Here is a 20,709-nt window from a genome sequence, read left to right as displayed (position 1 = left end):
TCCCGGCCTGGTGGCGAGCCGCCAATGAACGCAGGTAGACGCCCCTGAACACAGCACAGGAGCCCACCAACACAGTTGGAAAGAGTGTTGGTGGTTGGGACGCGGGTTGTGTGTCGGCCAGACAGCCGCATCAGCCCTGCTGCAGCGCCGCAGTCCGTGCAGTCACGACGTCACTGTGAGGGATACACAGTCGTGGCCACCAGTGTCTGTGTTGGGACGTGCTCCCCGGCCCGTAGGCGTAGCAACAGGTCGACGGCAGCGTCCGCGATACGCCGGGGATCCTGCACGATCGTCGCCCGGAAGGGCGTGGCACCTGACTTGATGGTTGCCAGCGCGTCCGGTGTCCCGTCTACGCCGAGGATGAACAATCCGGCATGCTGGTAGCCCCGCGCCTCCAGCTCCTTAACCGCATCCACAGCTCCCAGGGCCATTTCGTCGTTGGTGCAGTAGATGGTGTCCAGCGATTCCCCGCGTCGGAGAAGGTAGCGCAGATGCTGGTCAACGATGTCGCGAGCGCTCTCCCGGGAGAAGTGCCCCTGTAGGTTGATGTCCAGTCGTGAGGGCGACACCATGTCGCGAATCTTGGCCGCGAAGACGAGGTGCCGGCCAACCTGTGCCTCACCTGCCACGACGAGGATGGAGGGCCGGTTCTTCCCTGCTTCCCGCAGCTCGTGACCAACCCACTGTGCTGCGCGCTCACCGATCTCGTCCGCGTCACAGCCGACGAACACGGTGTTGGGAGGATAGTCCTGCACCTGCGGGAAGGGCCTGATGTCGACGAACACGATCGGCAGACCGGTCATGGTGCCGGTATCAGCCAGTTCTCGCCGGATGGTCTCCGGACGGGAGCAGACAATGAGGCCACCAACAAATGACCGCCTCTTCTTCCGAATGGCGTTCAGCTCCCGCACCTGGCTCTGACCGCTGTAATCGTGCCGCGGCAGTTTGACGACGAGGTCCATGTCGTGGTGGCCAAGGGAGCGGACTGCGGAGTCCAAAAATGCGGCGAGCCAGCGGGTCTGCGCAAACGCTGAGATCAGGATGAAGACTTGAGGGCCAGGTCGGGTGAGACGACGCGTCAGCAGGAAGGCGGCCGGAAAGGCCATCGCGGCAGTTGCCACGAACAACCAAGTAGGAATGGAAGCACCGGCACACGAGCGGGTCAGCGCTGCGACCGCGCCTCCGCCAGCCGCCAGGACGATGCCGCTAGCCAACGAGACTGCCAGATCGGAGAGCACTTCCCGTTGTATGCCTCGTCTTTCGCTCAAGTGCTGCCCTTCTGATCTTGCTCCTGCGCCAGCAGCCAAGCACTGCGGCCGACGGACGTGACGCACGTGTCCGGTAGTACCGCACGCAGGCCCTGCCTGGCGAGGGCGCACGAGGGGAGTGCAGAGGATGCAGAGATGGCATAGAGGAGCGAACCTCTAGCGACCGCCCTCAAGCGACCGACAGCTCAGCTTGACCACCGACCCACCTGCGGTACCGCAGCGAAGTGCAGCAACCCCACCAACCGGCAGCGCCCATCACCGGCCCTCATTGGCCTCCCGGCAGCCTGTATGACCGCCAATGGCCGTTTTCTGTAGAGTTACGGATCAGATGTACCCCGTGCCTTAGTCCTGCCAGAACGAGTGGGGAGGCACGGGGAGCGGCAGACGCTGGCCGCCTGCAGGCGATCTCGGCCGACTACGCCTGGCCCGGACACGCCGTGGACCACCAGGCCGGTAACGCTGTGCCCCCTCCTCTGGTGATGTACGTCCTTTGCGCAGCGTCCGAATGGGCTCGACCTGGCGACAACGTATTGCAGATACGCGGAACTTGGAGAACGACGGAATCGCCGACGGGCCATCGAGATGATGCCGGGGCCACCCCGGCACGTGTCCCCGCGCTGTGACGTGTGTGAGGAGCGAGTGGATCTCCTGGGTGTGGCGGACGCGGCTGGCCGGGCCGCAGGTCAGGGGCCTTCTGGGCTGTCTGATCTACACGGCCTCCGGAGCCGTGTGCGCACCCAATCGCGAGAGACGGCGCCTCCGGTGCCGGGCCGTCTGTGGGCCGTGCGAGGCTGGCCTCCAGCGACTGGCAACGACCAACGACAGCCGTTGGAACGCTGGTCAGCCCTGAGTCAGGGGTGACCGTGCCAGGTCGCTCACGAGCCCCGCCACTTCCTGCGCAACAAGAAGCAGGAGTGGGAGGAGTACCGCTCCGAGGTCACGGCCTTCGAACTGCGGAAGAACCTGCCGGTGCTGTAGGGGCGGATCAGGCGCCGACGGGCCCCTCGCGGGCCTCGGCCTGCCGAAGGATGACAGCGAGCAGAACCGCCAAGTTGATCGTCAGTTTCACCGGCCGGCCCTTCCCGGTTGGCGGCAAAGTGCTCAACTGGGACTGGTTCCACTCGTCAGCGACGCCTCGGAGATCTTGAAGCCTGATGCCTGCGGGCCGCCTGTCGTTCCTGGAGCACAAGACCCGGAATGTGATTTGCGCTACTCAAGTGGCGGGAACCGGCGGTGAGTTCGGAACGTACCGGCGAAGTGCACGGCGGCTTAGGGCAGTTCTGGCCACGGACGATGCGACAGCGTGCCGCATTTGTGGGGCCCCTTTGGCACGGAGTGCCTGGTTTCACCTTCAACGGTGCGGAATTGACTGGCCCGCATGTGAGCGGCTCTTGGGTAGGGTGCCGCTATCAATCCGCCCCGGGCTCAAGCGCTCCTTGTGCACCCCCCGGGAGTCCACGATGGTCGTGGGCCCAGGAAGGGGTGGATCCCAATGGCCAAACAGCCGGAGGGGCACTGCCGTTGCGGCAAGCGGGACAAGTCCGATCGGGCGGCTCGCTGGCTGGGGCCGGTCTACGCGCTCTACCGGATCGTGCGAGACCACTGGCCCTTTTGACGCGAAAGCCCCGACCTAGCGGTCGGGGCCACGCTGCAAACGGAAGGTGCTGATCGAAGGCCCTGCCTTGAGCTTCGCGGGCGACAGGCAGGGCCTTCTCTGTGTCCGAATGCGGATTACCGCCGCGTATGCAAGCCCTGCGCCCATCATGTGATGGCCATCACAAGCCCCCGCGGCAATGCCCCCATCTTGCCTTGTGTCGCGGGCCGTGTGTACCGGGAGTTCGCATGTCGACCCATGGTGCCACCTTGGGGGAACTGGCAAGGCTCCAGCTCAGTGGGGTTAGTCACTCTGGATACGTGACACACATCACCCTCTAAGGGTGACCTAATGCACAGGCGCTCGCGCGTCATTTTGTAGTCATTTGCCTAGGGTTTGCGCTTACTGCAACACCGGAATGTTCAGTTCCGAAAGCGAGCGGAGGTACTTTACCCACCGCCACCGACAGCAGGTCTCGTTCGCGCGGCAAAGCCTCCGATCGGAGTGCGGGGCAGGACGGCGCCGTGCCCCGCGCCCGGAGCGGTGTCCGGGGGCGGGGCACGTGTGCTGAGGGGTCAGCTCTCGGAGGCGTACGTGATGAACTCGGCCCATGCGGGCCGGGCGAACGTCACGTGGGGCTCCGAGGTGTTCTTGGAGTCGCGGACGTGGATGGTGCCGGGCGTGGTGGCGACTTCGACGCAGTCTTCGGGGTTGCTGCTGTCGCTGTAGCTGCTCTTGAACCAGTCCAGCTCGCGGATCATGTCTCTCCTGGCTGAGGGGTCAGCTTTCGGAGGTGTGAGTGATGAAGTTGGCCCACGTGGACGGGGCAAATATGAGGCGGGGGCCGGTGGCGTTCTTGGAGTCGCGGACGTGGATCGTGCCGGGCGCAAGGGCGACTTCGACGCAGTCGTTGGGGTCACTGCTGCTGCTGTAGCTGCTCTTGAACCAGGCCAGCTCGGACGGGTTCCCAGTGGAGGGCTTCTCGGTCATGTCTCTCCCAGCACTTGCTCGATGAAGGCCAGCGACTCCCCTGGCGGGAGAGCCTGAGCCCGGATGATGCCATAGCGCAACTCAAGGACCCGAAGCTGCCGTGGGCTGGAGACCGGGCGGCTGGCGAAGGCCCCTTCGGAGCGGCCGATCGCCGTGCCGTCCCCGAACTTCAGTACTTCGATCAGTCCCGCCGTTCCGGGGTGGTTCCCTCGGAGTGTCGGCATCACCTGTAGCTCGACGTTCGACAACTGCCCCACCTCCAAGAGGCGTTCGAGCTGTCGGCGCAGCACCATTGTGTCGCCGATGGGGCGCCGTAGCGTCACCTCTTCTTGGACGAAGCTCAGCTCCGGCGCAGGCGACCGTTCGAACACGGACTGCCGTGCCACGCGCGCGGCGACCGCCCGCTCCAGCTCGCTCTTGGACAGGGCGGGCCGCCACGTCGACAGCAGCGCCCACGCGAACTCCTCCGTCTGCAACAACCCATGGATGTTGTGGTTGCTGTAGAGCGAGAGCTCGACCGCCCGCTCCTCCAGTTTCGCCAGCTCCCGTACCTTCTTCGGGTACCGCGCCTTGGCCATCTGCTCCTTCATCGCCGAGATGAAGCCATTCGCCCCCAGGACTTCGTCCGCCCTGTCCAGGTACTCCGGTCGCGGGATGCGCGCCCCGCGCTCGACCTTGCGTACCTGGTCCTCTCCGTAGCCCATGGCCGTCGCGAACTCGGCCACTCCCAGCCCGGCGGCCTCCCGCCACCGCTTCTGCTGGTGCCCGAGTGCCTCGACCACTGACGCGATCTCGTCGTCCGGGTCCACGTCCCAGCCCGGCTCGTCCACGCCGCCCGTCGCCGTCGTCGTCTCCATGCGCGTCCCACCTCCGCCATGTCGTCCATGCCCAACGCGCACCCGTACCCGGGGGTCACCCGGACAGCCGGGACAGGATCGGACAGGCGCGGGACAGCTTCCGGCGGGTAGCTTCGGCCCATGGATGAAAGGGAGTTGCTGGAGAGGTCCGGCGGGCCCGTCACCCGGGGGCGGCTGGTCCGTGACCTGCGGGCGCTCGGTCTCGGGGGCGGTGACGTCGTCATGTTCCACACGCAGATGTCCGCCATCGGGTACGTCGCGGGTGGGCCGCAGGCGCTCATCGGGGCGCTCGGGGATGTCGTGGGGGAGCGCGGCACGCTGATGGTGACGTGCGGGTGGAACGACGCGCCGCCGTACGAGTGGAGCACCGACTGGCCCCAGGCGTGGCAGGACGCCCTGCGCGCGGAGCATCCGGCGTACGACCCGGAGCTGAGCGAGGCCGACCACGCCAACGGGCGGCTGCCCGAGGCGCTGCGGCGGTGGCCGGGTGCCGTGCGCAGCCGCCATCCCGACGCCAGCTTCGCAGCGCTCGGCGCCGACGCCCAGGCGCTGATGGCCGACCACCCGTGGGACGATCCGCACGGCCCTGACAGCCCCCTCGCCCGGCTCGTGGCGAAGGGCGGCCGGGTGCTGCTGCTCGGCGCGCCGCTCGACGCGCTCACGCTGCTGCACCACGCCGAGGCCCTCGCCGACGCCCCCGGCAAGCGCTTCGTGGACTACGAACAGCCCGTCCTGGAGGGCGGCGAGCGCGTCTGGCGGCGCTTCCACGACATCGACTCGTCGGACGGGGCCTTCGACTACTCCTCGGTGGTGCCCGACGGCGTCTGGCCCTTCGAGGTCATCGGCCGTGGGCTGCTGGCCGCCGGAAAGGGCGTGCGGGGGCTCGTCGGCGCCGCCGAGAGCCACCTCTTCGAGGCCCGGGACGTCGTGGAGTTCGGCGTGGCCTGGATGGAGGAGAAGTTCAGATGACCTCCCGCAGCGGCCGCGCCGCCCGGACCTTGTACTCCTGGATGGACCAGCCGTTGCCGTCCGGGTCTGTGAAGTACATGAACGTGGCGCCGTCCGCGTCCGCGTACGAGACCGGCTCGGACAGTTCGAGGCCGCGGGCGGTCAGCTCCTCGCGGGCCTGCTTCAGATCGGACACGCACAGCTGGAGGCCCTGGTACGAGCCGGGCTCCGGCGTAGGGCCCGGCGTCGACTCCCAGACGGTGTCCCCGAGCACGACGGAACAGCCGGAGCCGGGCGGCGTGAGCTGGACCAGGCGGACGCCGGGCACGACCTCCTGGTCGATGTCGACGTGGAAGCCGCACTTGGTCTCGTAGAACTCCTTGGCCCGGTCAAGGTCGCTGACGGGCAGGGGGATGACTTCGAGCGTGTAGTCCATGGTCGTCTCCTCACGGTCGGGGCGCCTGTCTGATCGGAACGCCCTCGTGGTCGGGGCGTCAGCGGGCCGAGAGCGGCGCCGGAGCCTCCTGCACCGTCCAGCCGTTGCCGTCCGGGTCCTTGAAGAAGCAGAAGGAGCTCCACTCCGCCTCGCCCTTGCCGTCCTCCCAGCCCCGCGCGCCGAGCGTCCGCACCGGCGTGACGTCCACGCCGCGCCCCGCGAGCTCGGCGCGCGCCGCCTCGATGTCGGTCACGCACACCTGGAGACCGTGGAGCGAGCCGGGCGCCATCGCCTCCTGGCCGGGGGCCAGGGGCAGGCCGGTCACCATCGCGAAGGAGCAGCGCGAGCCGGGCGGGGTGAACTGGATGACGCGCACCCCGGGGGCGACCTCGCTGTCCAGGTCCGCCTTGAAGCCGCACTTGGTCTCGTAGAACTCCTTGGCCCGGTCGAGGTCCGACACCGGCAGCGTCACGACTTCGAGCGTCCACTCCATGGCTTGCTCCTCTTGGTAGTGCCCCGGGGATCGGTAGTGCCCCGGGGATTCAGTAGTGCCCCCAGGGGGTTTCCTCAGGTCCTCTTCATCGTATGGACATGTGTTCGAAAATGTGAGGTGTTCGGCAGACTCCGCCGGGCGCGGCGGCTCCAGGCCGTGGCGGCCTCCTGTCCGTATCCATGCTTGCGTCCCGGGGCGGCCCCCGCACGCGCGGAGAACTCATCGGACCGCACCCGGTCACCGCTCGGTAGGCTCTGGCCAGGACAGGCGAGCGAAAGGCGTGCACATGACGCTGCCGCAAGGGCGCAGGAGCAGCACGTTCACGCGGCTGCTGCGGCACGGATTCACCGACCCGTCGGCCGCCGAGCGGCTGCTCGCCGCGCCCGGCCTCGACGCCGTCCGCGCCGACCCGGTGCTCCTCGACGCGCTCGGCACCGCCGCCGACCCCGATCTGGCGCTGCTCGGCCTGGTCCGCCTGGTGGAGGCGCAGGACGACGACACCGACCGGCGCGAACTCCTCGACACCCTCGTCAGCTCCAAGCCGCTGCGCGACCGGCTGCTCGGCGTCCTCGGCGCCTCCGAGGCGCTCGCCGACCACCTGGCCCGGCATCCGCGCGACTGGCGCGCCCTGGTCACGTACGAGGCCGCCGATCTGCACCCCGGCGTCGAGGAGTTCGAGCGCGGCCTCGCCGGGGCCACCGACCCCGTGTCGCTGCGCGTCGCCTACCGCCGCTGTCTGCTCGCCATCGCCGCCCGCGACGTGTGCGGCACCACGGACGTCGCCCAGACCGCCGCCGAACTCGCCGACCTCGCCACCGCCACGCTGCGCGCCGCGCTCGCCATGGCCCGCGCGGCCGCGCCCGCCGACGCCGCGCAGTGCCGCCTCGCGGTGATCGCCATGGGCAAGTGCGGCGGCCACGAGCTGAACTACGTCTCCGACGTCGACGTCATCTTCGTCGGGGAGGCCGCCGACGGGGCCGACGAGGACAAGGCGCTGCGCGCGGCGACCCGGCTCGCCTCGCACCTGATGCGGATCTGCTCCGAGACGACGGTCGAGGGCACCATCTGGCCCGTCGACGCCAATCTGCGCCCCGAGGGCCGCAACGGCCCGCTGGTGCGCACCCTCTCCTCGCACCTCGCCTACTACCAGCGCTGGGCCAAGACGTGGGAGTTCCAGGCGCTGCTCAAGGCCCGGCCCGTCGCCGGTGACGCCGAGCTCGGCGAGGAGTACGCCGCTGCCGTCGCGCCCCTGGTCTGGCAGGCCGCCGAGCGCGAGAACTTCGTCGCCGACGTGCAGAAGATGCGCCGCCGCGTGGTGGCGAACATCCCGGCGGGCGAGGTGGAGCGCGAGCTGAAGCTCGGCCCCGGCGGTCTGCGCGACGTCGAATTCGCCGTGCAGCTCCTGCAGTTGGTGCACGGACGCGCGGACGCGTCGCTGCGCAGCGGCACGACGCTCGACGCCCTGGCCGCGCTCGCCGCCGGCGGCTACGTCGGCCGCGTCGACGCCACCCAGCTCGACGACGCGTACCGCTTCCTGCGCTCCCTGGAGCACCGCATCCAGCTGTACCGGCTGCGCCGCACCCACCTCGTCCCCGAGGACGACGCCGACCTGCGCCGCATCGGCCGCTCCCTCGGCATGCGCACCGAGCCCCTGACCGACCTCGGCCGGGCCTGGAAGCGGCACACGACCGTCGTGCGCCGTCTGCACGAGAAGCTCTTCTACCGCCCGCTGCTCGACGCCGTCGCCCAACTCGCCCCCGGCGAGACCCGGCTGAGCACCGAGGCCGCCCGCGAGCGGCTCGTCGCGCTCGGGTACGCCGACCCGGCCGCGGCCCTGCGCCACCTGGAGGCCCTCGCCTCCGGCGTCACCCGCAAGGCCGCCATCCAGCGCACGCTCCTGCCGGTGCTGCTCGGCTGGTTCGCGGACTCGGCCGACCCCGACGCGGGCCTGCTCGGCTTCCGCAAGGTGTCCGACGCGCTCGGCAAGACCCCCTGGTACCTGCGCCTGCTGCGCGACGAGGGCGCGGCCGCGGAGAACCTCGCCCGGGTCCTCTCCGCCGGGCGGCTCGCCCCCGACCTGCTCCTTCGCGCCCCCGAGGCGGTCGCCCTGCTCGGCGACGAACGCGGCCTCGAACCGCGCGGCCGCGCCCTGCTCGAACAGGAGGTCCTGGCCGCCGTGCGCCGCGCCGAAGGGCCCGAGCAGGCGGTCACCGCCGCCCGCGGGGTGCGGCGGCGCGAGCTGTTCCGCACCACCGCGGCCGACCTCATCGCCTCGTACGGCAGCGCGGGCACCGCCGGCGCGGGCGCGCTCGTGGACCGCGTGGGGACCGCCGTGTCCGACCTGACCGCCGCCACCATCGCGGGCGCCCTGCGCGCCGTGGTCCGCGACGGCTGGGGCGACGAGCTGCCCACCCGCTTCGCCGTCATCGGCATGGGCCGCTTCGGCGGGCGCGAGCTGGGTTACGGATCCGACGCCGACGTCCTGTTCGTGCACGAGCCCCGCGAGGGCGTCGACGACCAGGAGGCGGCCAAGGCCGCGAACCAGGTCGTCGCCGAGATGCGGCGCCTGCTCCAGCTGCCCTCCGCCGATCCGCCGCTCCTCATCGACGCCGACCTGCGCCCCGAGGGCAAGAGCGGCCCGCTGGTCCGCACCCTGAAGTCGTACGCCGCCTACTACCGGCGCTGGTCCCTCGTCTGGGAGTCCCAGGCGCTGCTCCGCGCCGAGCCGGTGGCGGGCGACGCGGGCCTCGGCGCGGCCTTCATCGAGCTTGTCGACCCGCTGCGCTACCCCGCCGAGGGGCTCGGCGACGAGGCGGTCCGTGAGATCCGCCGCCTCAAGGCCCGCATGGAGGCCGAGCGCCTTCCGCGCGGGGCCGACCCCACGCTGCACACCAAGCTGGGCCGCGGCGGCCTCTCCGACGTCGAGTGGACCGTCCAGCTCCTCCAGCTCGGCCACGGCTGGGCCGAGCCGGGCCTGCGCACCACCCGCACCCGGGAGGCCCTCGCCGCGGCCTGCGCGGCCGGGCTCGTCCCCGGGGAGGAGGCGGAGATCCTCGACGAGGCGTGGGTGCTCGCCACGCGGGTGCGCAACGCGGTGATGCTGGTGCGGGGCCGGGCCGGCGACACGTTCCCGTCCGACGGCCGCGAGCTGGCGGCCGTCGCCCGTTACCTCGGGTACGAGACCGGCCACGTCGGGGACATGCTGGACGACTACCGCCGCACCACGCGCCGGGCCCGCGCCGTCATGGAGGCCCGCTTCTACGGGGCCTAGCCCTGGCGCGGCCCATCGCGCCGGCGCGCTCGTCCTCAAACGCCGGACGGGCTGGAAGAAACCTCTGCCGGGCGCCCCGAGGGGCTCAGGGCCTCAGGGGCGGGATCTGCTGAGGCAGTGCGTGGGGCAGGGCCCCGTACCAGAGGCGGACGACCGTGTAGCCGAAGGCCAGGCAGATCATGCCGCCCACCGCGTCCAGCCAGAAGTGGTTGGCGGTGGCGACGATGACCACAAGCGTCGCCACGGGGTACAGCAGGCCGAGGACCTTCGCCCAGGGCACCGAGGCGAGGGCGAAGATGGTCAGGCCGCACCACAGCGACCAGCCGATGTGCATGGACGGCATCGCGGCGTACTGGTTCGACATGCTCTTGAGGTCGCCGGACGCCATCGAGCCCCACGTGTTGTGCACGACGACGGTGTCGATGAAGTCGCCGCCGGGCACCAGGCGGGGCGGCGCCAGCGGATACAGGTAGTAACCGAGCAGGGCCACCGCGGTCGTCGCGAAGAGGACCAGGCGCGCGGCCGCGTACCGGCCGGGATGCCAGCGGTACAGCCACACGAGGACACCGAGCGTGACGACGAAGTGCAGCGTCGCGTAGTAGTAGTTCATGCCGACGATGAGCCATGTCACGGAATCCACGGCGTGGTTGACGGACCGCTCCACGGCGATGCCGAGGGTGTTCTCCACGTCCCAGATCCAGTCGGCGTTGCGCAGCGCCTCCGACTTCTGCTCCGGCACCGCGTTGCGGATCAGTGAGTACGTCCAGTAACTCACCGCGATCAGCAGGATCTCGAACCACAGGCGTGGTCGCCGGGGCGTACGCAAACGGCGCAGGACTTTCCGCCCAAAGCGGTCATTCTGCTCGCCCGCGATGGGTGATGTGGTGGGCCGCCGGCGGCCTTCCAGTGTCGTCACAGTCATCTCACCCATAGGCGTAGAGTCTGCCAGATACCCACCTCACCTCAGATCATCCCCCCGATGGGTTCCGGGCGCACTCCCTACGCCTCAGGTACGAGGTGCTTCAGGCCGACTTCCCGGGGGGTGCTCCGGGCACATCGCCGTGGAGCCGCGCACGACCAGCTCCGGCATGAAGACGAACTCGCTGTGCGGCGCGGGCGTCCCCCCGATCTCCTCCAGGAGGGTGCGCACCGCGGCCTGGCCCATCGCGGGCACGGGCTTGCGGATCGTCGTCAGGGGCGGATCCGTGAAGGCGATCAGGACCGAGTCGTCGAAGCCGACGACGGAGACGTCGTCCGGCACCTCCAGACCCCGGTCCCGCACGGCCCGCACCGCGCCGAGCGCCATCATGTCGCTGGCGCAGACGACGGCCGTGCAGCCGCGGTCGAGGAGCGCGGACGTCGCCGCCTGACCGCCTTCGAGCGTGTACAGGGAGTGTTCGACGAGGTCCGTCTCGACGGTGTCCGGCGAGAGCTGGAAGCGCTCCCGCATGGTGCGCGTGAAGCCCTCTATCTTCCGCTGCACCGGCACGAAGCGGCGCGGGCCGAGGGCGAGGCCGATGCGGGTGTGCCCGAGCGACGACAGGTGCGTGACCGCGAGGCGCATGGCCGCGCGGTCGTCGGGCGAGATGAAGGGCGCCCGCACCGCCGGGGAGAAGCCGTCGACGAGCACGAACGGCACGCCCTGTGCCCGCAGCCGCTCGTAGCGCTCCGTGTCCGCGGTGGTGTCCGCGTGCAGGCCCGAGACGAAGATGATGCCCGCGACGCCCCGGTCCACCAGCATCTCGGTGAGCTCGTCCTCGGTGGAGCCGCCGGGGGTCTGCGTGGCGAGGACGGGGGTGTACCCCTGCCGGGTGAGGGCCTGCCCGATCACCTGGGCGAGCGCGGGGAATATCGGGTTCTCCAGCTCGGGCGTGATCAGGCCGACGAGGCCCGCGCTGCGCCTGCGCAGCCGTACGGGCCTCTCGTAGCCGAGGACGTCGAGCGCGGCGAGCACGGACTGGCGGGTGGCCGCAGCGACGCCCGGCCTGCCGTTCAGGACCCGGCTCACGGTCGCCTCGCTGACCCCCGCCTGGGCTGCGATGTCGGCCAGTCGCGCGGTCACAGGATTGGACTGTACCGGGCGTATCTCACGCTGCCCACCAGACCGTCGTGTCCGGCGGTACGACGGCGCCCGCGGCGGCGCCGTCGAACTTGGCTCCCGAGGGTTCCGAGTTGGCGCTGCTCAGGAGCGACTGACCGGGAACGGGGAGCGTCACCGGACGGTCCGTGAGGTTCACGGCGACGACGACGGCGCCGCCGGACCCCGCCGCCGCGCGCCTGCGGAACACGAGCACGCCGTCCGGTGATTCCAGCCACTCCACGGCGTCGCCCGCCCCGAGCGCCGGATGCGCGCGGCGCGCGGCGAGCGCCGCGCGGTACAGCGAGAGCGTCGAGCCCGGGTCCGCCTCCTGCGCCTCGACGGTGAGGTCCTTCCAGGCGGCGGGCTGCGGCAGCCAGCTCGGGCCGCCCTCGACGGGCCCGAAGCCGAACGGCGGCCGGGTCCCCGACCACGGCAGCGGCACCCGGCAGCCGTCACGGGTGCCCTCCTGCCCCGCCCCGTCGCGGCCGGAGCCGCGGAAGAACGCCGGGTCCTGGCGCACCTCGTCGGGCAGGTCCGCGACCTCGGGCAGGCCCAGCTCCTCGCCCTGGTAGAGGTACGCCGAGCCGGGCAGCGCCAGCATGAGCAGCGTCGCGGCGCGCGCCCGGCGAAGGCCGCGCGCCGGGTCGTCGGCGGCCAGGCGGGTGGCGTGCCGGACCACGTCGTGGTTGGAGAGCACCCAGGTCGCCGGGGCGCCGACCGCGTTCACGGCGGCCAGCGAGCGGTCGATCACGGAGCGCAGCGCCGCCGCGTCCCACTCCGTCGTCAGATAGGCGAAGTTGAAGGCCTGGTGCAGCTCGCCCGGGCGCAGGTACCGGGCGCTGCGCTCCACCGTCGGCGTCCAGGCCTCGGCGACGGCCACGCGCTCGCCGTCGTACGAGTCGAGGACGGCGCGCCAGTCGCGGTAGACCTCGTGCACGCCGTCCTGGTCGAAGTACGGCGTGGGCCGCACGCCGAGCAGCTTGACCTGTTCGCCGTGGCCGACGTCCGGCAGGCCCGGCGCCTTGATCAGACCGTGCGCCACGTCGACGCGGAAGCCGTCGACGCCGAGGTCGAGCCAGAACCGCAGCACGGAGCGGAACTCCTCGCGCACCGCCGGGTGCTCCCAGTTGAAGTCGGGCTGCTCGGGCGCGAAGAGGTGCAGGTACCACGCGCCGTCCGCGGTCCGGGTCCAGGCGGGGCCGCCGAACACCGACTCCCAGTCGTTCGGCGGCAGTTCGCCGTCCGCGCCCTTGCCGGGGCGGAAGTGGAACCGCTCCCGCAGCGGCGATCCGGGACCTTCGGCGAGCGCCTGCCGGAACCACTCGTGCCGGTCCGAGCAGTGGTTCGGCACGATGTCGACGATCACGCGCAGACCGAGTGCGTGGGCCGCGCGCACCAGGTCGTCGGCGTCGGCGAGGGTGCCGAACACCGGGTCGACCGCGCGGTAGTCCGCGACGTCGTACCCGGCGTCGGCCTGCGGCGACGCGTAGAACGGCGAGAGCCACACGGCGTCGACGCCGAGCCGCCGCAGATGGGGGAGGCGGGCGGTGACGCCCGGCAGGTCGCCCATGCCGTCGCCGTTGGAGTCGGCGAAGCTGCGCGGGTACACCTGGTAGATGACCGCGTCGCGCCACCAGCCGGTGCGCGCGGCTGCGGTGGTGCGGTCGGCGTCGTCGGCCGTTGCGTCCGTGATGTGCTGGGTCATGACGTCCCTTGCCGGTGCGGGAATCGACTGCGGTGCCCCCGGCGTCGCACCGGGGGAGCCGGACGCCTTGGTGAACGTCCGGCGGGAGGCGAAGGTCACGAGCGCGCTGGCGCGGCACGGACCGCGCGACCGGCGCCGACCGGGGGCGCACGGGTGCCATGCGCTCCCCAGGAGCGTGCGGGAGCGCTAGCGTGGACGGGCGATCCGGGCGTGCCGAGGGGCCCGCCGCCGTCGATCGCTCCGGGGGGCCGTCCACTTGGGCGTCATGGAGAACGTCATGGGCCACGAAGAGGCGACCAGATCCGGTGGTGTCACCACGGTCCTGGTCGTCGACGACGTGCCCGCGAGCCGGTACGCGCTCGGCGCGGTCCTGCGCCGGGCCGGTCACCGCGTCCTGCTCGCGGGGAGCGCGGGCGAGGCCCTGCTCGCGCTCGACGCCCGGCTGCGCGCGGGCGACCTGCCCGACGTGGCACTCGTCGACGTAGGACTGCCCGACATGAGCGGCTACGACCTGTGCCGCCGCATGAAGGAGTCGCCGACGACCGCGGCCCTGCCCGTCGTGCACTTCTCCGCCGTCGCGCACGGCTCCCTCGACCGCTGCCGGGGCCTCGACGCGGGCGCCGAGGCCTATCTGACCGTGCCCGCCGAACCGGAGGAGATCCAGGCGGTGGTGCGCGCCGCCGCCCGCGGGGCCCGCCGCCGCAGCGCGGCCACCACCCGTGCGGGCCGGCTCACCCTGCTCGCCGAGGCCGTCCTCGACATCCAGTCCGCGGGCTCCCCGGGCGAGCTCGCCGAGACCGCCGCCGTCCAGGCGGCCCGGCTCAGCGGCACGCCCGCGGCGGCCTTCGTGCTCGACGACGAGGGCGAGATGCACCGCGGCCTCTCCCGCCGCCGGGCCGCGACCGCGCTGCCCGACCGGGGCGCCCACGACGCCGTGGCCCGGCTGCTGCGCAGCCTGATGTCCGGCAGGACCGGCTCCCACAGCACGGTGATCCCCGCGCCGGTCTGGCCCTCCGGGTTCTTCGGGACGAGCTCCTTCGAGCCGGTCCCGGACGTCCTGGAGCCGTACCCGGACGCCCGCGCGGGCAACGGCCACGGGCCCGACGGCGGCCGCCGCCACGACGACACCCTCCTCGTCCCGCCCGACGGCGCGCTGCTCGCCCTCGCGCGCACGCGCGACGATCACGCCCCGGTGTGCCTGGCCACCCCCGCCCACGCGCGTGAGCACGCCACCGAGCTCACCCGCCTCGCCCACGCCACCGCACGCGTCGCGGAGCAGCTGTTCATGTACGAGAAGGAGCGCCACGTCGCCCTCACCCTCCAGCGCAGCTTCCTGCCGGCCCGGCTGCCGCGCACCCCGGGCGCGGAGGTCGTGGTCCGCTACGAACCGGCCTCGCGGGAGGCGGAGATCGGCGGCGACTTCTACGCCGCGCTGCCCACGCCCGCGGGTGTGCTCACCGGCATCGGCGACGTCGTGGGCCACTCGCTCGACGCGGCCACGGTGATGGTGGAGCTGCGCCACGCGCTGCGCGCCTACTGCGTGGAGGACCCGGACCCCGGCGCGCTCACCGAGCGCCTGGACCGCATGCTTCAGCGCTACCACCCGGACGTCACGGCCACCCTGTGCCTGGCGCTCGTCGACCCGGCCTCGGGCCGGGCCCGCATCGCCAACGCCGGTCACATCCCGCCCCTCGTCGTCCGCGACGCCGGCACGGCCGACTACGTCCGGGCCCGGGGCCCGCTGCTCGGCCTCGGCCTGCCGCGCCCGGGGACCGTCGACGTGCGCCTCACGCCCGCGGACCGGCTCCTGATGGTCACCGACGGCCTGATCGAGACGCGCGGCACGGACCTCGCCGTGTCGATGGAGCACCTGCGCGTCGCGGCCGCGGGCGCACCGCACGGCGTGGCGGCCCTGTGCGACACGCTCTTCGAGTGCTTCGGCCGCGAACGGGACGACGACATCGCGCTGTTGGCGCTGCGCCTGACCGGCGAGGAAGGACCCGCCGGACAGACCTAGGAGGGCAGCACGACGGGCGGCGCGAGCGCGGCGAGGCGGGACAGCAGGTCCGCGAACGGCCCGTCGGCCGGCTCCTCGGCGAGGACCTGGCCGAGCAGCTCTGCCATCTCCTGGTCGTACGCCGCGCTGACCGCGGCCAACGCCGCGAAGTCGTGCACGAGTTGCAGTTCGAGCTCGGCGCGCGGAATGCGGCGGCCGTCCAGCCAGATCAGGGCGGTGGACTCGGCGAGCGAGATCCAGGAGCGCACGACGAGCTCCAGGCGCGCGGGCGGCGCGGCGATGCCCAGGTGCGCCACGATCTGGTCGTAGGCGGCCTGCCGCACCGAGTCGATGAGGGCGTTCGTCGTGGAGGAGCCGACGGCGGGGCCGCCGCGCATCAGTGCGTAGAAGCCCGGCCCGTGCTCGTCCACGAAGCCGAAGAACCGGCCCGTCACCCGCAGCAGCCGCGCGCCGAGCGGCCCTTCGCGCGGCTCCACGAACCGCTCGGCCAGCTCGTCGGCGGCGCGCTTGAGAGCGGCCTCGTACAGGCTGAGCTTGCCGGGGAAGTAGTGGTACACGAGCGGGCGCGAGATGCCGGCGGCCGAGGCTATCTCGTCGATGGAGACGTCCTCGGGCGAGCGGTGGCTGAACAGTTCGAGCGCGACCCCGATCAACTGCTGCCGCCGCTCCTCCACACCCATCCTGCGCCGCGTCCCCGTAGTCATGCGAACACTCTACCGATCCGGCCGGGCCATGAACGGAGGCCCCCGCTCCGCCCGTTCGCCGCCGGGGCGCGCGGTCACAGGTCCAGGACGATCCGCCCGCCGCGCGCCCGGGACACGCAGATCAGCATCGAGTCGCCCCGCTCGCCGTCGGTGAGCAGCTCGTCGCGGTGGTCGATCTCGCCCTCCAGGACCCGCTGTTGGCAGGTGCCGCAGAAGCCCTGCTCGCAGGAGTACGGCGTGCTCGGCAGCTCCGCGCGGACGGCGGCCAGCACCGTGGTGTCCTCGCCGACGGTCACCGTACGGCCGCTGCGCCGCAGTTCGACCTCGAAGGCGCCGCTCCCGCCCGCGAGGGCGCGGGGCGCGAACCGCTCCAGGTGCGGCGGGCGGTCCTCGGGCAGGGCGGCGGCGACGGCGTCCATGAGTCCTTCGGGCCCGCACACGTACACGGCGGCGCCCCGGTCCGCGGCACCGGCGAGGAACCCGGCGACGTCCGGCCGCCCGTCCTCGTCCTCGGCGACGACGGTGACCCGCTCCCCGCCCGCCTTCTCCACCTCGTCCAGGAAGGGCATGGAGGCCCGGCTCCGCCCGCAGTACAGCAGCCGCCAGTCGGCGCCCGCGGCCTCGACGGCCCGGACCATGGGCAGGGCCGGGGTGATCCCGATGCCGCCCGCGACGAACACGTACGCGGGGGCGTCCGCGACCAGCGGGAAGCGGTTGCGCACCCCGCGCACCTCGACCTCCGCGCCCTCGCGCAGCTCCTCGTGCACCTCGCGCGATCCGCCCCTGCCGCCCTCGTCCGCGCCGATCCTGCGGGTGGCGATCGTGTACGCGGACGGGTCGGCGGGGTCGCCGCACAGCGAGTACTGCCGTACGAGGCCCGACGGCAGCACGAGGTCCAGATGGGCGCCCGGCTCCCAGTCGGGCAACGCCTGCCCCTCCAGGCGCAGTTGGACGACGCCGTCGGCGACCGCCTCGTGGCGGGCGACGCGCAGCCTGAGCGCCCGCGAGCGCGGCTGCCCCGAGACGGGCGTCTCCAGGGCGGGCAGCGGCCACAGCGGAGAGCCGTCGATGCGGCGGCGCAGGGCGCGCCTGGTCCGCCCGGCGAGCAGGGCGGCCCCGGTGACGAGCAGGGCGGCGCGGACGGTGCGGGGCAGCGGCATGGTCACGCGGCTCCGTTCGCGCGGGCCTCGGCGGCGGTGGCGGCGGGGGACGAGGCGAGGTAGGCCACGGCCTGCGCGGTGCTGCCCTCCTGGGAGGGGTGGTAGGAGCGGCTCAGATAGCGGGGGATGGAGCGGACCATGGCCCCCGTGGTGGGCAGCGTGCCCGCGCGCCCGCTCCGGTGGAAGTCCCTGAAGGTCGCCCTGGCCGCCTTGCCGTCGAGCGTCGGGTCGTTCTCCATGAAGAAGCGGGTGCCGCGCTGCCACAGGAACACGAGCGCGGTGAAGGCGGTGGCCCAGGTGCGTGCCCGGCGCCGGTAGCAGCCGTCGACGTGCAGGAACAGGTCGAAGGCGACGGAGCGGTGCTCGACCTCCTCGGCGCCGTGCCAGCGCAGCAGGTCCAGCATCGTGGGGTCGGCGCCGCGCCGGTCCAGCTCCCGCGCGTTCAGGACCCAGTCGCCGAGGAAGGCGGTGTAGTGCTCGATCGCCGCGATCATCGCGACCCGTTCGAGCAGCCACCAGCGGCGGGCCCGGCCCGGCGGCAGGGTGCGGTCGCCGAGCAGCTTCTCGAAGAGCCAGTCGACCTGCGCGGTGTACGGGGTGGGGTCGAGGCCCTGCTCCCGCAGGTGCGGGAGGACCGCGTCGTGGGCCTGGGAGTGCATGGCCTCCTGGCCGATGAACCCGATGACGTCCGCGCGCAGTCGCTCGTCGCGGATGAGGGGGAGCACCTGCTTGTACACGTGCACGAACCAGCGCTCGCCCGCGGGCAGCAGGAGGTGCAGGACGTTGATCGTGTGGGTGGTGAAGGGGTCGCCCGGGAGCCAGTGGAGGGGCGTCTTCTCCCAGGAGAAGGAGACGTTGCGGGCCTTGAGCGGTATGTGCTCGGAGGCGACGGGCTGGGGGAGCCGGGCCTTCGTATTAGACATGGCGTCAATGTACGGCCGGGTAACCCCGTGGGTACACCCCTCGACAGGGCTTTTCCCGGCAGTGCCCCGAAGGGGCGCGGGGAACTGCGCGCCCAGCCACGACGGTCCGCAGGCGGCCGACGGCCCGTCGTGGCATTCCGGCGCCGCGCTCAGTGCAGGACGTTGAGCTTGGCGCCGTCTGTGAGGCGGCCGGTCAGCTGGAGGCGTTCCCCCTGCTTCGCGGGGAGCGCGGCCAGGTTGCCGGGGACGCGGTCGCGCCCCGAGACCGCCACCGAGGCCACGTTCTCGCTGCCCGCGGCCAGGACGTACCAACTTCCCGTACGGGCCTTCCACAGCACGCCCGCGAGCACGCGCGGCTCCCGCTCGCCGCAGGCGGGCGAGTTCTCCGCCTTGGCGGCGACCGCGCCCGCCGGGGCGCCGGGCGTCACGACCTGGGCGAGGGCCTGGCTCCCGCCGCCCCGCCACGTCTCCGCGCGGGTGCACACCCACCGTGCCCGGCCGCTGCCGTCGGGCAGGTCCTGGCGGGCGTAACCCCAGGCGTTGACGGACCGGACGCCGTGCGAGCGCGCGGCGGCGAGCGAGCACGCGGTCCGCTCCCAGTCGGCGGCGCGGGCGTCGCGGGGCGCGGCGGGCCGGCCCGCGGTGAGGCGGGCGGGGATGAGCTCGCCGAGGTCGGTGGAGAGCCGCGTGGCACCGTCCGCCCCGCGCAGCTGGAGCGCGTTCCAGGACCGGCAGTCGCCCGCGACCGCGGGGCTCGCGAAGGGCGCGGTGGCGCCGTCGGCGCCGCGCCGCAGCCCGGTTGCGGAGCCGGTCGGCCTGAGCAGGTCGCGGACGGCGGCGGAGCGCACCCAGGGGGCCGTCAGATAGCGGACGTTGCCGTCGGAGCGGCCGAGCACGACCGCGCCGGATTCGGCGGCGGTGGCACCGTCGACCCGCGCGAAGTCGAGCGCGGCGCCGCTGGTGCCGTCCTTGGGCTCGGCGTACCGCACGACGCGCAGACCGTCGTACAGGAGGACGACGTGCGCGGCGTCGACCTCGCCCGCGAAGAGGAGCTGCGCGGGCCCGGGCGGTGCGCCCGCCGCCGTGCCGGGCGTCGCCGACACGCGGACCGACGCGCCGGGCCGTGCCCACACCGCGAGGGCGCGGCGCAACAGGGCGGTGTCGCCGGAGAGTTCGCCGCGCGCGGGCCACGCCGTGAAGTCGGTGCGCGGGGACCGCTTCCAGGCGGTGGGCGCGACCCTCGTCAGCTTGGCGGGGTCGAGCGCGGCCTCGGCGGCCGGGTTCTTCGCGTACGGGGGCGCGGCGGCGCCGTCCGGGCCCCAGCCGTCGCCCGGCATGCCGAGCAGCGCCCCGCAGACCAGGGCGGCCGCGGCGGCGACGGCCGCGGCCCGCAGGTGCTGCCTGCGCCGCATCAGGTCGGTGGGCCTGGCCTGGAGGGAGCAGGGGTCGAACTCGGGTGACTCCAGGAGCGCGTACAGGGCTTCGACGCCGTCGGCCTCGGTGAGCGCGCTGTCCGCGTCGGCGACTCCGGCGGCGTCGAGGGCGCGGCGCACCTCGTCGTCCCCGAGCCGTTCGAGACCGCGCAGGACGTAGGCCGCGCGGGCGGGGCCCGACAGGGCGGAGAGCCGCTGGTCCAGGGCGAGTTCGTCGGCGCCGCCGGAGCGCGGGAACAGTCGCAGGCCCCACACCTGCGGCAGCAGGGGCGGCAGCTGGGACCGCTTGGGCCAGGCCCGGCGCCGGAGCGGAAGGCCCGCTTCGAGTGCGGCGCGCAGCACTTGGCGGCGTACGTAGGCGTAGCCGGGGTCGGCGCCCCGGCCGGGGCCGCGCTGGTCCGGCACCACCGCGGTCTGCGTGCGGCCGCGGGGCAGCGCCCGCTGGACGAGCGCGTGCGCGGTCAGGACCCGGCGGTTGCGGCCGAGGCCCGGCGGCAGGACCAGGTACGCGAGGCGGACCAGGCGGGGGTAGTGCTCGACGAGGGCGGCTTCGGCCTGCTCGACGTCGACGACGGACCTGCCGGAGCCGGTCTCCCCGGCCCCTCCGGTCGGCGCTGCGGCTTTCGTGGACTGCGATGACGACACGTTCAGCAGAACGAGCGAACGGACCGACGGTCACTTCACGCTGGTGGAGCGACCCGCGCGGGCGCCCATCGGCGCTTCGCGCCTCGTCCTCAAACGCCGGACGGGCTGAAAGATCCAGCCTCTCCGGCGTTTGAGGAGCGGGGGTCTGGGGGCGGAGCCCCCAGGAAGCGGGAAGGCGCCCCGCG

Annotated in this window: 16 protein-coding genes and 1 pseudogene; 4 read left to right on the top strand and 13 right to left on the bottom strand. The window is 72.6% G+C overall.

Annotated elements, in window-relative coordinates; genetic code table 11:
- Positions 1–170: 170 nt before the first annotated feature.
- Positions 171–1,268, bottom strand: coding sequence for a sugar ABC transporter substrate-binding protein (locus CP982_RS13005; RefSeq protein WP_150510672.1), 1,098 nt, complete (start codon positions 1,266–1,268; stop codon positions 171–173).
- A gap of 891 nt (positions 1,269–2,159) precedes the next feature.
- Between CP982_RS13005 and CP982_RS43215 the strand changes: the two are divergent.
- Positions 2,160–2,246 (top strand): annotated as a pseudogene (locus CP982_RS43215) (glutamine synthetase); the annotation flags it as partial.
- Positions 2,247–3,437: 1,191 nt separating this feature from the next.
- On the opposite strand, the gene CP982_RS12995 reads toward CP982_RS43215, so the two are convergent.
- From CP982_RS12995 to CP982_RS12985, 3 genes are read right to left on the bottom strand one after another with little or no spacing between them, the layout of a single operon-like run.
- On the bottom strand, positions 3,438–3,623 hold the full coding sequence (locus CP982_RS12995) for a DUF397 domain-containing protein (RefSeq protein ID WP_150510671.1): 186 nt from the start codon (positions 3,621–3,623) through the stop codon (positions 3,438–3,440).
- A gap of 19 nt (positions 3,624–3,642) precedes the next feature.
- Positions 3,643–3,852, bottom strand: a complete 210-nt coding sequence (locus CP982_RS12990; protein WP_150510670.1) for a DUF397 domain-containing protein — start codon at positions 3,850–3,852, stop codon at positions 3,643–3,645.
- On the bottom strand, positions 3,849–4,709 hold the full coding sequence (locus tag CP982_RS12985) for a helix-turn-helix domain-containing protein (protein WP_150510669.1): 861 nt from the start codon (positions 4,707–4,709) through the stop codon (positions 3,849–3,851). Before CP982_RS12985 ends, CP982_RS12990 begins: the two co-directional genes overlap by 4 nt.
- A gap of 120 nt (positions 4,710–4,829) precedes the next feature.
- Between CP982_RS12985 and aac(3) the strand changes: the two genes are divergently transcribed.
- Positions 4,830–5,678, top strand: a complete 849-nt coding sequence (aac(3), locus tag CP982_RS12980; protein WP_150510668.1) for an aminoglycoside 3-N-acetyltransferase — start codon at positions 4,830–4,832, stop codon at positions 5,676–5,678.
- Here aac(3) and CP982_RS12975 read toward each other — a convergent pair.
- Both CP982_RS12975 and CP982_RS12970 read right to left on the bottom strand, forming a co-directional pair.
- The gene (locus tag CP982_RS12975; protein WP_150510667.1) at positions 5,671–6,093 is read right to left on the bottom strand and encodes a VOC family protein; all 423 of its coding nucleotides are present in this window, start codon (positions 6,091–6,093) and stop codon (positions 5,671–5,673) included. The genes aac(3) and CP982_RS12975 overlap by 8 nt on opposite strands.
- Before the next feature lie 58 nt (positions 6,094–6,151).
- A complete protein-coding gene (locus CP982_RS12970; RefSeq protein ID WP_150510666.1) occupies positions 6,152–6,586 on the bottom strand; it encodes a VOC family protein in 435 nt (144 codons plus the stop codon).
- 286 nt (positions 6,587–6,872) lie between these two features.
- Between CP982_RS12970 and CP982_RS12965 the strand changes: the two genes are divergently transcribed.
- The gene (locus tag CP982_RS12965) at positions 6,873–9,857 is read left to right on the top strand and encodes a bifunctional [glutamine synthetase] adenylyltransferase/[glutamine synthetase]-adenylyl-L-tyrosine phosphorylase (protein ID WP_150510665.1); all 2,985 of its coding nucleotides are present in this window, start codon (positions 6,873–6,875) and stop codon (positions 9,855–9,857) included.
- Between the two features lie 85 nt (positions 9,858–9,942).
- Here CP982_RS12965 and CP982_RS12960 read toward each other — a convergent pair whose 3' ends face one another.
- The 3 genes from CP982_RS12960 to CP982_RS12950 form a co-directional block, all read right to left on the bottom strand.
- Positions 9,943–10,788 carry a phosphatase PAP2 family protein gene (locus tag CP982_RS12960; protein ID WP_150510664.1) on the bottom strand — a complete coding sequence of 282 codons (846 nt, stop codon included), beginning with the start codon at positions 10,786–10,788 and terminating at the stop codon, positions 9,943–9,945.
- A gap of 75 nt (positions 10,789–10,863) precedes the next feature.
- Positions 10,864–11,919, bottom strand: a complete 1,056-nt coding sequence (locus CP982_RS12955) for a LacI family DNA-binding transcriptional regulator (protein WP_229878913.1) — start codon at positions 11,917–11,919, stop codon at positions 10,864–10,866.
- A 25-nt stretch (positions 11,920–11,944) separates the two neighbouring features.
- Positions 11,945–13,642 carry a glycoside hydrolase family 13 protein gene (locus CP982_RS12950; protein WP_150510662.1) on the bottom strand — a complete coding sequence of 566 codons (1,698 nt, stop codon included), beginning with the start codon at positions 13,640–13,642 and terminating at the stop codon, positions 11,945–11,947.
- Between the two features lie 277 nt (positions 13,643–13,919).
- On the opposite strand from CP982_RS12950, the gene CP982_RS12945 reads away from it, so the two are divergent.
- Positions 13,920–15,659 carry a fused response regulator/phosphatase gene (locus CP982_RS12945; protein WP_150510661.1) on the top strand — a complete coding sequence of 580 codons (1,740 nt, stop codon included), beginning with the start codon at positions 13,920–13,922 and terminating at the stop codon, positions 15,657–15,659.
- On the opposite strand, the gene CP982_RS12940 is transcribed toward CP982_RS12945, so the two are convergent.
- From CP982_RS12940 to CP982_RS12925, 4 genes are all read right to left on the bottom strand, one after another.
- Positions 15,656–16,363, bottom strand: a complete 708-nt coding sequence (locus CP982_RS12940; RefSeq protein ID WP_150510660.1) for a TetR/AcrR family transcriptional regulator — start codon at positions 16,361–16,363, stop codon at positions 15,656–15,658. The two genes, CP982_RS12945 and CP982_RS12940, sit on opposite strands and share 4 nt — an antisense overlap.
- A 74-nt stretch (positions 16,364–16,437) precedes the next feature.
- Positions 16,438–17,523 (bottom strand): PDR/VanB family oxidoreductase, encoded by a 1,086-nt coding sequence (locus tag CP982_RS12935; RefSeq protein ID WP_150515451.1) that lies wholly within the window; start codon positions 17,521–17,523, stop codon positions 16,438–16,440.
- Between the two features lie 2 nt (positions 17,524–17,525).
- The gene (locus CP982_RS12930) at positions 17,526–18,446 is read right to left on the bottom strand and encodes a metal-dependent hydrolase (protein WP_150510659.1); all 921 of its coding nucleotides are present in this window, start codon (positions 18,444–18,446) and stop codon (positions 17,526–17,528) included.
- A 149-nt stretch (positions 18,447–18,595) separates the two neighbouring features.
- Positions 18,596–20,533 (bottom strand): hypothetical protein, encoded by a 1,938-nt coding sequence (locus CP982_RS12925; RefSeq protein ID WP_372503512.1) that lies wholly within the window; start codon positions 20,531–20,533, stop codon positions 18,596–18,598.
- Between the last annotated feature and the right edge of the window lie 176 nt (positions 20,534–20,709).

Origin of the sequence: Streptomyces spectabilis (genome assembly GCF_008704795.1) — a bacterium.
GTDB lineage: Bacteria > Actinomycetota > Actinomycetes > Streptomycetales > Streptomycetaceae > Streptomyces > Streptomyces spectabilis.
The sequence above is the reverse complement of the archived record's forward strand: the minus strand, read 5'-3'. Positions and strand labels throughout refer to the sequence as shown.

Excerpts from the sequence above, each read along its gene's own strand:
- CP982_RS12985 (WP_150510669.1), bottom strand. The coding sequence starts at position 4,709 with ATGGAGACGACGACGGCGACGGGCGGCGTGGACGAGCCGGGCTGGGAC.
- CP982_RS12960 (WP_150510664.1), bottom strand. The coding sequence starts at position 10,788 with ATGGGTGAGATGACTGTGACGACACTGGAAGGCCGCCGGCGGCCCACC.
- CP982_RS12945 (WP_150510661.1), top strand. The coding sequence starts at position 13,920 with ATGGGCCACGAAGAGGCGACCAGATCCGGTGGTGTCACCACGGTCCTG.
- CP982_RS12930 (WP_150510659.1), bottom strand. The coding sequence starts at position 18,446 with ATGTCTAATACGAAGGCCCGGCTCCCCCAGCCCGTCGCCTCCGAGCAC.
- CP982_RS12995 (WP_150510671.1), bottom strand. The coding sequence starts at position 3,623 with ATGATCCGCGAGCTGGACTGGTTCAAGAGCAGCTACAGCGACAGCAGC.
- CP982_RS12950 (WP_150510662.1), bottom strand. The coding sequence starts at position 13,642 with ATGACCCAGCACATCACGGACGCAACGGCCGACGACGCCGACCGCACC.
- CP982_RS12940 (WP_150510660.1), bottom strand. The coding sequence starts at position 16,363 with ATGACTACGGGGACGCGGCGCAGGATGGGTGTGGAGGAGCGGCGGCAG.
- CP982_RS12935 (WP_150515451.1), bottom strand. The coding sequence starts at position 17,523 with ATGCCGCTGCCCCGCACCGTCCGCGCCGCCCTGCTCGTCACCGGGGCC.
- CP982_RS12975 (WP_150510667.1), bottom strand. The coding sequence starts at position 6,093 with ATGGACTACACGCTCGAAGTCATCCCCCTGCCCGTCAGCGACCTTGAC.
- CP982_RS12965 (WP_150510665.1), top strand. The coding sequence starts at position 6,873 with ATGACGCTGCCGCAAGGGCGCAGGAGCAGCACGTTCACGCGGCTGCTG.
- CP982_RS12990 (WP_150510670.1), bottom strand. The coding sequence starts at position 3,852 with ATGACCGAGAAGCCCTCCACTGGGAACCCGTCCGAGCTGGCCTGGTTC.
- CP982_RS12970 (WP_150510666.1), bottom strand. The coding sequence starts at position 6,586 with ATGGAGTGGACGCTCGAAGTCGTGACGCTGCCGGTGTCGGACCTCGAC.